The organism is Serratia sp. CoH_122_TC_1, assembly GCF_058191755.1.
Map to the genome: position 1 here is coordinate 196,972 of NZ_JBXWLA010000004.1, position 12,152 is coordinate 209,123.

The 12,152-nt window shown below is 54.3% G+C and carries 11 protein-coding genes; 1 reads left to right on the top strand and 10 read right to left on the bottom strand.

The window, feature by feature from the left end; genetic code table 11:
- Nucleotides 1-3: 3 nt before the first annotated feature.
- From AC2FC2_RS07035 to AC2FC2_RS07045, 3 genes are read right to left on the bottom strand one after another with little or no spacing between them, the layout of a single operon-like run.
- Complete coding sequence (locus tag AC2FC2_RS07035) at nucleotides 4-1,143, bottom strand: ABC transporter permease (protein ID WP_209634371.1); 1,140 nt, start codon at nucleotides 1,141-1,143, stop codon at nucleotides 4-6.
- Entirely contained in the window at nucleotides 1,140-2,294 is a 1,155-nt protein-coding gene (locus AC2FC2_RS07040; protein ID WP_490659016.1) for an ABC transporter permease, read from the bottom strand. The genes AC2FC2_RS07035 and AC2FC2_RS07040 overlap by 4 nt, the downstream gene beginning before the upstream one ends.
- Complete coding sequence (locus AC2FC2_RS07045; RefSeq protein ID WP_209634367.1) at nucleotides 2,276-3,247, bottom strand: HlyD family secretion protein; 972 nt, start codon at nucleotides 3,245-3,247, stop codon at nucleotides 2,276-2,278. Before AC2FC2_RS07045 ends, AC2FC2_RS07040 begins: the two co-directional genes overlap by 19 nt.
- Nucleotides 3,248-3,472: 225 nt before the next feature.
- On the opposite strand from AC2FC2_RS07045, the gene AC2FC2_RS07050 reads away from it, so the two are divergent.
- Nucleotides 3,473-4,486: a luciferase-like monooxygenase gene (locus AC2FC2_RS07050; protein ID WP_209634364.1), complete on the top strand. Its 1,014-nt coding sequence runs from the start codon at nucleotides 3,473-3,475 to the stop codon at nucleotides 4,484-4,486.
- A gap of 34 nt (nucleotides 4,487-4,520) precedes the next feature.
- Here the strand turns inward: AC2FC2_RS07050 and yedF are convergent, their stop codons facing one another.
- The 7 genes from yedF to rpsO form a co-directional block, all read right to left on the bottom strand.
- A complete protein-coding gene (yedF, locus tag AC2FC2_RS07055) occupies nucleotides 4,521-4,760 on the bottom strand; it encodes a sulfurtransferase-like selenium metabolism protein YedF (protein ID WP_004952879.1) in 240 nt (79 codons plus the stop codon).
- Nucleotides 4,757-5,971 carry a selenium metabolism membrane protein YedE/FdhT gene (gene yedE, locus AC2FC2_RS07060; RefSeq protein WP_209634362.1) on the bottom strand — a complete coding sequence of 405 codons (1,215 nt, stop codon included), beginning with the start codon at nucleotides 5,969-5,971 and terminating at the stop codon, nucleotides 4,757-4,759. Before yedE ends, yedF begins: the two co-directional genes overlap by 4 nt.
- Nucleotides 5,972-6,117: 146 nt before the next feature.
- Nucleotides 6,118-8,076 carry a DEAD/DEAH family ATP-dependent RNA helicase gene (locus AC2FC2_RS07065; protein ID WP_209634360.1) on the bottom strand — a complete coding sequence of 653 codons (1,959 nt, stop codon included), beginning with the start codon at nucleotides 8,074-8,076 and terminating at the stop codon, nucleotides 6,118-6,120.
- Nucleotides 8,066-8,146, bottom strand: coding sequence for a protein YrbN (yrbN, locus tag AC2FC2_RS07070; RefSeq protein WP_096335046.1), 81 nt, complete (start codon nucleotides 8,144-8,146; stop codon nucleotides 8,066-8,068). Before yrbN ends, AC2FC2_RS07065 begins: the two co-directional genes overlap by 11 nt.
- 238 nt (nucleotides 8,147-8,384) lie before the next feature.
- Nucleotides 8,385-9,269: a lipoprotein NlpI gene (gene nlpI / locus AC2FC2_RS07075; protein WP_012004952.1), complete on the bottom strand. Its 885-nt coding sequence runs from the start codon at nucleotides 9,267-9,269 to the stop codon at nucleotides 8,385-8,387.
- Between the two features lie 137 nt (nucleotides 9,270-9,406).
- Nucleotides 9,407-11,524: a polyribonucleotide nucleotidyltransferase gene (gene pnp / locus AC2FC2_RS07080; RefSeq protein ID WP_209634358.1), complete on the bottom strand. Its 2,118-nt coding sequence runs from the start codon at nucleotides 11,522-11,524 to the stop codon at nucleotides 9,407-9,409.
- Between the two features lie 255 nt (nucleotides 11,525-11,779).
- Complete coding sequence (gene rpsO, locus AC2FC2_RS07085) at nucleotides 11,780-12,049, bottom strand: 30S ribosomal protein S15 (protein ID WP_012004950.1); 270 nt, start codon at nucleotides 12,047-12,049, stop codon at nucleotides 11,780-11,782.
- Nucleotides 12,050-12,152: the final 103 nt, after the last annotated feature.

Here is a 12,152-nt window from a genome sequence, read left to right on the forward strand (position 1 = left end):
CGGTTACGCCCGCCGTTTCCTGAACATCCCGCGCAACGCCACGCTGTTGCGAATAAAGCCCACACCGAAGCCCAACAGGGTGTAAATGATCCCCAGCACCAGCAGCATCACTACGTCACCCCCGACTTCGTTCAACGAAAGCCCCATCTGATTAACCCCCGCAACAGCCTTGGTGGCCCAAGTGGAGGGAATACAATAGGAAATCGCCCGCACCCAGCCCGGCATCGCCTGCAGCGGCCAGATGGTACCGGAGAGGTAGAATATTGGCGTGGTAATAAAGGCCAGCGTCAGGTAGATCATCTCTACGCTGCGCAGACACTCGGTCACCAGCTTGCCCAGCCCCAATACCGCCAGCAAAAACGGGAACGTCAGCAGCAGAATTTCCGCGATGCCTGCGGTTTGCCGGTAGCCAAGCACCCATGGCCACAGCACAAACAGCACGATAGACAAAAATAACCAGATAGGCAGCAACGCCGTCAGCCCCCCCAGATGTGCTGCCAGCGGTGCTTTCCCACCAGGCATACTCTTCATGGCAATACTAACTCGCACACAGGCAATCAACAGCGAGTGCTGTAGAAGCATCACCAACAGGCCGGGGAAGATAATTGCCGCAAAGCTGATACCCGGGTTGAACACATCCAACGTCTGCCCCACTATCGGCGTCAGGATCACCTGCGCCTGGCGCTCACTGAAGCCGCTGCGCAGCAGCAGCCCGTTGTTGTACTGGGTCAGCAGTTGCTGATAAGCCGCCACGACGTCCTGCTGGATCTGGCCATTAGCCAGGCGGTTGGTCGCATCGCCGTAAACCGGCACCACGATATTTTGGCCGCTCAGGATCTTCTTCTCCAGATCCACCGGCATGATGATCACCGCGAACAGCTTGCGCCAACCGAGATCGCGCTGTGCCTGTTCCAGGCTGTCGTAGGTCACGATGGCGATTTTCGATGTGGCGTCCAGTTGACGGATAAGTTGACGGCTGGCCGTGCTGTGATCCTGATCGATAACACCCACCGGCAAATCCCATACCGTACGGTTGGCATAGACCATACTCATCACGCACAGCGACAGGATCAACATCAGCCACATCGGCCGCTCAAGCATCCCGAGCAGCACCCGGACGAAAGTTTGCCAATAGAGCTTCATCCTGCGTTCCCTTCTTTTTGCAGCCGCACCAAGAGCCGGTTGCGCACCAACAGCCCAGCCACCAGCGGATAAATCGACAGCAACGCACAAACGCTGAAAATGGCACTGGCCGGCACCTGCCGCAGAAACACGTCAAACATCGCGTACAGTGCGTGGGTCAGCGGCTCGATATTGGAGATAATACGCGCAGGCAGCGGCATCGACAGTTCCGGCACCGCCATGCCCGAGAAGGTCAAAGCAATACTCACCAAAATGGCGATCAGGCTGTAAGCGGTGATGGTCGTGCTGGTGAAGGTAAATAACAGCAGGCCAATGCTTTGCGCCGCCATGACATAGAAAAAAGCGATCATCAGCATGAACAGAGGATTGCCGCTGACGCGAGCATCAAAAATACCGACCAGCGCGGCAATCTCCACCATCAGCAAACTGGTGAAACAAAGGGTATAGGGCGCCAGTTTACCGAGCAGTGCCAAGCTGAACGGGCGGGCTTTCAACAGCGATTTACTGCGCGCCAAAACGTAGATCGTGCAGGTCACCACAAACAGCTGCAGTAAATGGATGGTGGCGGCAAACTGCTGGTAATAGATGTAACTGCCGCTGGCGTTAAACAAGCTGCCATAGGATAACGTCACGTCCGCCAAAGGCGGCAGCGTCTTACCCATCTCACCCGCGATAATACTGCGGTAGCTGGCGTTAATCTCAGCCATCAACCCGCTGAAATCCTGGGTGGAATACAGACCGGCACCGTAAAACAACGCGTTGTAGTACATCACTACGCTGGGCTGCTTGCCTGCCAGCGCGTTGGCTTCAAAATCCGGTGGCACATACAGTAGTGCGTAATCTTGCGCACTGCGCAGACGATGCAGCGACTCAGCCAACCCACCGTTATAAGCTTCAACATGGGCATGTGAACCAGCATCCAACCTTCGGGTCAACGACTTGGACAATGAGCTGTGATCGTTATCCACCACCGACACGGGCAGATCCAGCAAGGTCCCTTCCGAAAAGTTACTGCTGATCAGCCCAAACAGGATCAACGGAAAGATCCAGCTTAGCCAGTGTACAACCGGGCTGCGGAAGGCCATGCGACATTCGTTATCGAATGCGTGGCTAAAACAGCGCCAACCGGCCCTTACTCTTTCCATAGCCATAAGCTGCTCATCCCTGGACGCAAGCCTTCCACCGGTTGTGACGGATACAGACGCACTTCAAACGTTTTCAGATCGAAGTCACCGGTAGCGCGCGTGGCGCGTTTGGTGGCGTAATCACCCAGTGGGGCGATATAGCGTACTTCGGCTTCAATCATTTTGTCCTTCAGCGCCGGTACACGCATCTTGATCTTATCGCCCTTGCGCACATGGGCCAAAATGTCTTCGCGCAGGTTGAACACGAAATAGGCGTCAGGAATGCGGATCAACGTCAACAGCGGGCTACCGGCGTTCAACAGTTCCCCGACCTCTGCCGGAATAGGCCCCACTTCACCATCGACCGGCGCTAACACCTGCAAATCGTCCGTCTGTGCTTTGACTTGCAGCAGATTTTCTTCCGCCGCCCGCAACGCCGCCGCGTATTGTTGCCGCAGTTCGATACGGTCACCGTTGGTGCCTTCATCCAGATTGGCTTTGGCCGCTTGCACCTGCTGGAAGGCGGTATCACGCGCACGGCGTGAGCTGTCCAGCTCAGACTTTGAAATATAGCCTTTGCCGGATACGCTCAAGTTACGGTTGTAATCGTTCTGTGCATTACGGTATTGCGCTTCGGCCTGCGCCAGATTGGCACGCAAGTTACGGATGCTTTCTTCACGCGTCCCGTGCAACGACTGATCGAGCTGCGCCTTGGCTTCGTCCCGCGTCGCCTGTGCGGAGCGCAGTTGGGCCATCAGCTCTGGGCTGTCGAGCTGAATCATCACCTGCCCGACCTTCACGTCGTCACCGCGTTCCACTAAACGTTCTACGACCCGCCCCTTGGCCTTAGACGCCACAATCACCTCGGGTGCGTCCACTTCCCCTTGCAGCAGCAGGTCTTGGTTATGGGCACGGAACAAAATCGCCATGGCGATCGCTACCACCATCAATAGCAGGGTAAACAATGTCTTTTTTTTCATTATCTCAGCTCCCTGAGCGGTAAGCGGCAGGCGGAAATCAACACGTCCATATTTCAATAAGCTCCCAAAAAACCATTTTTATCATAAGGATATTACAAGCACATATATCCTCTTTTATAACCATAAATTGGATTATGCTTTTAACACTAAAAGCACATTCTGCTTTGTAGTTTGCAGATCCCTGCAATCGCCCTTTAAGCGATCAACTCTTTGATGGACGATGACATGACTGAAAAAACTGCGGTACCGGTTTCGGTACTGGATTTATCTCCCATCCCGCAAGGGGCCAAACCGCGTGATGCGTTTCATGCCTCTTTAGATTTAGCACAACACGCCGAGAAATGGGATTACCAACGCTATTGGCTGGCTGAACACCACAATATGACCGGCATCGGCAGCGCGGCAACGTCGGTGCTGCTGGGTTATCTCGCGGCCGGCACCCAAAGCATTCGTCTTGGTTCCGGCGGCGTAATGCTGCCTAACCATTCGCCGTTGGTGATCGCCGAACAATTCGGTACGCTGGAATCGCTGTACCCTGGGCGTATCGATTTGGGCCTTGGTCGCGCCCCCGGCACCGATCAGCGCACCATGATGGCGCTGCGCCGCCATCTGTCCGGCGAAGTGGATAACTTCCCTCGCGACGTACAAGAACTGCAACATTACTTCTGCGATGCGCAGCCAGGACAGCCGGTGCAGGCCGTCCCCGGGCAAGGATTACATGTACCGCTCTGGCTATTGGGCTCCAGCCTGTATAGCGCCCAACTGGCAGCCAAGCTCGGCCTGCCATTTGCTTTCGCGTCCCACTTTGCGCCGGAGATGCTGTTCCAGGCACTGAACCTGTACCGCGATAATTTCAAGGCCTCCGAACAATGCCAACACCCGCACGCCATGGTATGCGTCAACGTGGTGGCTGCCGACAGCGATGCCGATGCGCGCTTCCTGTTTACCTCGATGCAGCAGCAATTTATTAATCTGCGCCGCGGCTCGCCGGGCCCGCTGCCAGCGCCAGTGGACAATATCCACGCGCTGTGGACGGCCGGGGAGCAATACGGGGTCGATCAGGCGTTGCGCATGTCGATTGTCGGGAATGAAAGCACGGTTCGTAACGGATTGCAGACATTACTGCGCGAAACCGGCGCGGATGAAATCATGGTCAACGGCCAGATTTTTGATCATCAGGCACGGCTACATTCGTTTGAGATTGTTGCCGCAGTCAAAGGCGATCTGGTGAAAGGCTAAACGACTCGGGCGCCTGCACGGCGCCCTCATTTTATCAGCGCTGGATTAAATAACGGATGGTCGGCCCGTCCTGTTGGATATCCAGCACCTTGTAGCCATGGTTGCGCGCATCGAGAGGAATGTTGTTGATCGACTGCGGGCAATCGCTGATTACCTCCAGGATTTCCCCCGGCTTCAACTGCGGCATCGCCTCCAGCGTCGCCACCGCCGGATAAGGACAAGGCTCGCCGAGCATATCCAGCCGGTAATCCGGCACTATCGCCGCTTGCTTCATGACACACTCCTTAAATTAACCACCTGCGCATTGGGTTTCGCGCGGAAAAAACGCTTCTCCCACCACAGCATCGCGGCAAATGCCAATGCCAGCAGCAGGTAGGTCACAAGCAACCCTCCGATAGGACCGAAGGTATCGAGTAAATTGACTTTGTCGTAATCCGTCGCCAATGCCGGGGCCAAATCATCCCAATAGTAAGCCAACAGCGTGGCCCCGATAATATTACCCAGCCCGACCCACCAATAGTGGACTTGCCCTTCCACCGCCCGATACATCCAGCCGGTTTCACAACCACCGGCCAGCACGATGCCAAAGCCGAACAGCAGGCCGCCGAGTACCGCATTCGGGCCGGCCCACATGATTTTCGGCGCCACACCCAGTTGCACATAACTGAAAATGCCAATGGCGCTGACCGCCATGCCGATGATGATCGCTTTTGCCATATGAGTACGTCCGGTGATCCATAAATCACGAAACGCCGAGGTAAAGCAGATCTGTGCGCGTTCAATCAACAGGCCAAAACCGATACCAAACAACATGGCAATACCCAGCTTCGGCGCATCAAATAACGTCCACAATGACCAGGCAATCGACAGGAAGAAAATCACCATCCCCAAACGGAAGCGGCGACGAGCCTGCTCCGGCTTTTGCGTCAATGGTGCGGCAGCCTTCACTTTCTGTAATTTTATCGGGATGCGGAACATGGGCAACAGGGTAAATTTAGCGCCAAAGTAAGAGCCCGCGGCGGTTGCCAACGCGAAGAACCAAGCGTGGAGCGAGAACTGAGGAATACCGGTAAAGAACGCAGCCAGATTGCAACCCATCGCGAGACGCGCCCCAAAACCGGCGATAATACCGCCCAGCAGCGCTTGTACAATACGGATACGATGCTGCGGCTGCCGCAGCTTGATGTTATTGGCCCACAGCGCCGCAGCGATACAGCCGGCGAACATGCCGATGATCATCCGGCCATCAATGCGTTGCAGCGGCGTCCCCTCAAGGCCAATGACTTTGAAGTAACCCCATTGTTCAGGGTGGAAACCAAACCATTGCAATACATGGCCGCCCCAACGGGTAAACTCCCCCGTTACCGCCCAGAAGGTACCGGTCAGGCCGAAGTAATAGGTAGAAAGGATCCCCGCAGCAATCACCGCGGGTAAAGGTGCCCAAAAACGCACCAGGTATTGAGACTTAAACTGCTGCCAACTCATGGCATCTCCCGTGCATAGTATCCATAAGAAAAAACCTTATAAATGATACGCCATTTTCCTGCACTTCATGGTGAATTTCAGGCATAAAAAAACCAGCCCGAAGGCTGGTTTTTAGTCCGACTCACCGCGAACGGTTAAATCAGGCGTTATGCATCACCGAAGCGACGACGTGGTGTAGCCGGAGCGGCGTCATCACGACGTGGTGCGCGCTGGCCATCACGGTTGAAGTTGCCGCCACGACGCTCGCCACCGTTGCCAGCAGGTGCAGCAGCACCGCCTTCACGACGATCACCGAAAGAACGACGACCTGGGTTTGCCCCTTCACGACGTTCGCCGTTGAATGGACGACCACCGCCACGACGCTCGCCGTTACCGGCAGAAGCAGGACGCTCACGACGCTCATGCGGCTGTGCATCGCCCAGCAGTTGCATGTTCATCGGTTTGTTCAAGATACGGGTACGGGTGAAGTGAGACAGGATCTCGCCCGGCATACCTTTTGGCAGCTCAATAGTAGAGTGGCCAGCGAACAGCTTGATGTTACCGATGTAACGGCTGCTGATGTCGCCTTCGTTAGCGATCGCGCCAACGATATGACGAACTTCCACGCCATCATCACGGCCCACTTCAATGCGGTACAGCTGCATTTCACCAACGTCACGACGTTCACGACGTGGACGCTCAGCGCCACCATCACGGCTGTCTGGACGTGAATCACGACGACGGTCGTTACCACGATCGTCACGGTCGTTGAATTCACGACGTTGACGCGGTTTGAATACAGGATCCGGTGGCAGAATCAGAGGACGTTCACCCTGGGCCATTTTCAGCAGTGCTGCGGCCAGCGTTTCCATTTCCAGCTCTTCTTCCGGCTGCAGTTTAGCCAGCAGTGCGCGGTACATGTCCAGATCGCTGCTTTCCAGCTGTTGCTGTACTTTAGCGGCGAACTTGGCCAGACGACGCTCACCCAGCAGTTCTGCATTTGGCAGTTCTACTTCTGGAATGGTCAGCTTCATGGTGCGTTCGATGTTGCGCAGCAGGCGACGTTCGCGGTTTTCTACGAACAGCAGCGCACGGCCGGCACGACCAGCACGGCCGGTACGGCCGATACGGTGAACGTAAGACTCTGAATCCATAGGGATATCATAGTTTACAACCAGGCTGATACGCTCAACGTCCAGGCCACGAGCCGCAACGTCGGTCGCGATCAGAATGTCCAGACGGCCACTCTTCAGACGCTCCAGGGTTTGCTCACGCAGGGCCTGGTTCATGTCACCGTTCAGCGCGGCGCTGTTGTAGCCACTGCGCTCCAGCGCTTCAGCCACTTCCAGGGTCGCGTTTTTGGTACGAACGAAAATAATCGCCGCATCAAAATCTTCAGCTTCCAGGAAACGCACCAGCGCTTCGTTTTTACGCATGCCCTGTACAGTCCAGTAACTCTGGCTGATGTCCGGACGGGTAGTGATGCTAGATTGGATGCGCACTTCCTGCGGCTCTTTCATAAAGCGGCGGGTAATGCGACGGATCGCTTCCGGCATAGTTGCAGAGAACAGCGCGGTCTGATGTTCAGCCGGGATCTCCGCCATGATGGTTTCTACGTCTTCGATGAAGCCCATGCGCAGCATTTCGTCGGCTTCATCCAGCACCAGACCGCTCAGGTTAGAGAGGTTCAGGGTGCCACGCTTCAGGTGGTCCAGCAGACGGCCTGGAGTCCCTACTACGATTTGCGGGCCCTGACGCAGAGCACGCAGCTGCACGTCATAACGCTGGCCGCCGTACAGGGCCACGACGTTAACGCCATGCATGTGTTTAGAGAAATCGGTCATCGCTTCAGCAACCTGAACCGCCAGTTCGCGGGTCGGTGCCAGCACCAGGATCTGAGGTGCTTTCAGGGAAGCGTCAAGGTTGTGCAACAGTGGCAGCGAGAATGCTGCAGTTTTACCGCTACCGGTCTGTGCCATGCCCAGCACATCACGGCCGTTCAACAGGTGAGGAATACACTCAGCCTGGATCGGTGACGGTTTTTCGTAGCCCAGATCGGTCAGGGCAGAAATGATAGGAGCAGACAGCCCCAGGTCAACAAAAGAGGTTTCAAGCTCAGTAGTCATGTACACGTGCCTCATTAATAATGGCAGCCAGTCTACATAACTCGTCGAGAAAATTTTCAGTCATTTTCATTGAAAAGTGTGAACCGGCTCAAATTAGATTATAAAACGAACAAAAAAGCCCTCGCCCGTAAAGGCGATAACTTTGGCAGTAAAACCAATGTCAATCAGGCTGATTACCCTTCATCTTCCAAGCTGCTGTGTTAGCTGCTCTCCCTCATCCTCGTCACTTAGTGAACTAAGCTCCCAGGGATTCGTTAGATTGCCGCCTTGCCGCAACGTGAAATCTTTTGGGTAGAGGTGTTCGTCAGCTATTGCTGGTCCGATTCCGATAGGTCGTCTTGTTCTTGGCCCAACAGCGCCAATTCCAACAATGCATAGCGGTGCTCAACGAAATTATGAACGTTGTTAGCAACCGTCAGTTTGAACAGCGCCGAAGCGGTGTCCTTGTCCCCCAGACTTAGGTAATGTTTACCTAAATAGAAGTCAGTTTCACTGAGATGCTCAGCGAGCGAAGTGTTATCCGTTGCATCTGCCTTGAGGCGTTCCATCAGCGTTTTTTCGCTAATGTTGCCCAGGTAGAATTCGACAATATTCCATCCCCATTGCCCTCGGTTCGCTTTGTCATAACGCTGCTGGAGCGCTACGTCAGCCTTCTTGGGATCGATTTCTCTTTCCACAAGATACAGCCACAACGAACGGAAGGGATCGTTTGGGTCGTCTTGATAAAACGCCTGCAGATCATCCTGCGCCAACGGGAAGCGGCCGCCATAATACAGTGCGATGCCCCGGTTTAAACGCGCGTAATTGTAAGTTGGATCAAGCTCTAGTACAGAATCAAACGCTTCATAGGCAGCATCAAAATTGCCTGCCTGCGTTAAGTAAATGCCCAGGTAGTTGAAAACTTCTGGCATATCAGGACGTATTGCTAGCGCTTGCGAGAAATCATTGCGCGCTAATGCACGTAGCCCGAGGCTATCATACAACACACCGCGCTCATATAAAAGCTGCGCACGCTCATCGTCCGTCAGTGCCCGGCTGGCAAGTATTTGTTCCATGCGCGCCAGGATCACTTCCTGCTGCAGAGTTGGCTGCAACGGGATTGCCAAAACTTCGTCTTTACGCCAATCATGGTTGCTGCATCCTGCCAGCATGAGTGCTGTCGCAACGTAACACCAGCGCAAGAAAGGCTTCATTTCCCACTCCCGAAGACAAACATTGGATGAACGTCCTGTCATCCGTTTGCTAATACGCAGGCATCCTACCCGCGCGATACGAACAGCTCCCAACCCCATGGCGGGGAGCTGTAAATCTATCTATACAGTTTTTCTACTTATTCTGCTTCAGGCGCAGGTGAACCTGCTTCTGGTGCGGTCGCTTCTTTGATGCTCAGACGCACACGGCCCTGACGGTCAACTTCCAGTACCTTCACAGGCACTTCCTGACCCATTTGCAGATAGTCGGTCACTTTCTCAACACGCTTGTCAGCGATTTGAGAGATGTGAACCAGGCCTTCTTTACCGCCGCCGATCGCCACGAATGCGCCGAAATCAACGATACGGGTAACTTTACCCTGGTAAATACGGCCAACTTCGATCTCAGCAGTGATCTCTTCGATGCGGCGAATAGCGAATTTCGCTTTCTCACCGTCGGTAGCAGCGATTTTAACTGTACCATCATCTTCGATTTCGATGGTAGTGCCGGTCTCTTCAGTCAACGCACGGATGACAGAACCGCCTTTACCAATCACGTCTTTGATCTTATCCGGGTTAATGCGGATAGTATGAATACGTGGTGCAAACTGAGAGATATCGCCACGCGGAGTGCTGATAGCCTGTTCCATCACGCCCAGGATGTGCAGACGTGCGCCCTTGGCTTGGTTCAGTGCCACCTGCATGATTTCGCGGGTGATGCCTTCAATTTTAATGTCCATCTGCAGCGCGGTGATACCGTCGCGGCTACCGGCCACTTTGAAGTCCATGTCGCCCAGGTGGTCTTCGTCACCCAGAATGTCGGACAGAACAACAAAGTTGTCTTGTTCTTTCACCAGGCCCATTGCGATACCCGCAACAGCAGCCTTGATTGGCACACCTGCGTCCATCAGCGCCAGAGAAGCGCCACAGACTGAAGCCATGGAAGAAGAACCGTTAGATTCGGTGATTTCAGAAACCACACGCACCGTGTACGGGAAATCTTCTGCTTTAGGCATCATAGCTAATACGCCACGTTTCGCCAGGCGACCGTGACCAATTTCACGACGTTTAGGCGAACCCACCATCCCAGTCTCACCAACGGAGTACGGAGGGAAGTTGTAGTGGAACAGGAAGCTGTCGGTCTTCTCGCCCATCAGCTCATCCAGATTCTGTGCATCACGGGCAGTACCCAGCGTTGCAGTAACCAGAGCCTGAGTTTCACCACGGGTGAACAGTGCGGAACCGTGAGTACGCGGCAGAACGCCAGTGCGCACGTCCAGACCACGAATCATGTCTTTTTCACGGCCATCGATACGCGGTTCGCCACGCAGTACGCGGCTACGAACGACGTTTTTCTCAACGCTGCCCAGGATGTCCTGAATTTCTGACACGTCCAGAGTTTCGTCTTGCGCCAGCAGGGTTTCAACAACGCTGCTCTTAATCGCATCTACCTGAGCATAGCGCTCTTGTTTCTCGGTGATGTGATAAGCGTCGCCCAGACGGGCTTCTGCCAGTTCTGCAACGCGCGCGTGCAGCGCTTCGTTGATGGCAGGTGCCTGCCAATCCCACTTAGGTTTGCCCGCTTCAGCAACCAGAGAATTGATGTTCTCGATAACAACCTGCTGTTGTTCGTGGCCAAATACCACCGCGCCCAGCATTTGATCTTCGCTCAGAACGTCTGCTTCGGATTCAACCATCAGCACTGCACCAGCGGTACCCGCCACCACCAAGTCCAGGCTGCTTTCTTTCAGCTCGTCGGTGGTTGGGTTCAGCACGTACTGGCTGTTAATGTAACCGACGCGCGCTGCACCGATTGGGCCATTGAACGGAATACCGGACAGGCTCAGGGCTGCAGAGGCACCGATCATCGCAACGATGTCTGGGTTAACCTGTGGGTTTACAGAAACAACGGTCGCAATCACCTGAACTTCGTTCAGGAAGCTGTCTGGGAACAGTGGACGGATTGGGCGGTCAATCAGACGTGAAGTCAGCGTTTCGCCTTCGCTCGGGCGGCCTTCACGACGGAAGAAGCTGCCTGGGATACGACCAGCAGCATAGGTACGCTCCTGATAGTTAACAGTCAGTGGGAAGAAGCTCTGGCCTGGTTTGGCTTTTTTCTGGCCAACCACGGTAACGAATACGGCGGTGTCATCCATGCTCACCATAACAGCGGCAGTGGCCTGACGAGCCATCATGCCCGTCTCAATAGTGACGGTATGCTGGCCATACTGGAATTTGCGAATGATCGGTGTCAGCAAAATTATATCCTTTGATTAGGCGCGCAATCGTATTGACGACTCGACACGCCAGTGACTCGACTTGCCTTCTCACTACATCCTCGCGACTAATGACAATCCTTATCTCAAGCCTGAGACAAAGCCTCTCATTAGCCGCGCGAACCTCTGTAATGGAAGATCCTATTTGGAAACATCAGTAATACATTAACCTGATTTGCTTATGCTTCCTAGAAGAAAGGGGCCAAAATAGGCCCCTTTCCACTGAAACTCGCTAGATTAGCGACGCAGACCCAGACGCTCGATCAGGCTGGTGTAACGTGCTACATCTTTACGCTTCAGGTAGTCCAGCAGCTTACGACGCTGAGAAACCATACGCAGCAGACCACGACGGCTGTGGTGATCTTTTTTGTGCTCTGAGAAGTGGCCTTGCAGATGGTTGATCTGCGCAGTCAACAGGGCAACCTGAACTTCGGAAGAACCGCTGTCGTTAGTACCACGACCGAAATCAGCTACGATTTTAGCTTTAGCTTCAACACTTAGAGACATTGTCATACTCCAGAATTATAGATAATAAATACAGGCGCCGATCTCTAATTCAGCAACCCAATGCATAAGCTGCGCCATTCTACTCTTAGCGCAGTGCGATCGC

What these genes read in the sequence shown, in the direction of transcription:
- AC2FC2_RS07045 (WP_209634367.1), bottom strand. Translation starts at nt 3,247, where the DNA reads ATGAAAAAAAAGACATTGTTTACCCTGCTATTGATGGTGGTAGCGATC.
- yrbN (WP_096335046.1), bottom strand. Translation starts at nt 8,146, where the DNA reads ATGAAAATGACTGAAAATTTTCTCGACGAGTTATGTAGACTGGCTGCC.
- AC2FC2_RS07035 (WP_209634371.1), bottom strand. Translation starts at nt 1,143, where the DNA reads ATGAAGCTCTATTGGCAAACTTTCGTCCGGGTGCTGCTCGGGATGCTT.
- AC2FC2_RS07040 (WP_490659016.1), bottom strand. Translation starts at nt 2,294, where the DNA reads ATGGCTATGGAAAGAGTAAGGGCCGGTTGGCGCTGTTTTAGCCACGCA.
- yedE (WP_209634362.1), bottom strand. Translation starts at nt 5,971, where the DNA reads ATGAGTTGGCAGCAGTTTAAGTCTCAATACCTGGTGCGTTTTTGGGCA.
- nlpI (WP_012004952.1), bottom strand. Translation starts at nt 9,269, where the DNA reads ATGAAGCCTTTCTTGCGCTGGTGTTACGTTGCGACAGCACTCATGCTG.
- AC2FC2_RS07065 (WP_209634360.1), bottom strand. Translation starts at nt 8,076, where the DNA reads ATGACTACTGAGCTTGAAACCTCTTTTGTTGACCTGGGGCTGTCTGCT.
- AC2FC2_RS07050 (WP_209634364.1), top strand. Translation starts at nt 3,473, where the DNA reads ATGACTGAAAAAACTGCGGTACCGGTTTCGGTACTGGATTTATCTCCC.
- rpsO (WP_012004950.1), bottom strand. Translation starts at nt 12,049, where the DNA reads ATGTCTCTAAGTGTTGAAGCTAAAGCTAAAATCGTAGCTGATTTCGGT.
- yedF (WP_004952879.1), bottom strand. Translation starts at nt 4,760, where the DNA reads ATGAAGCAAGCGGCGATAGTGCCGGATTACCGGCTGGATATGCTCGGC.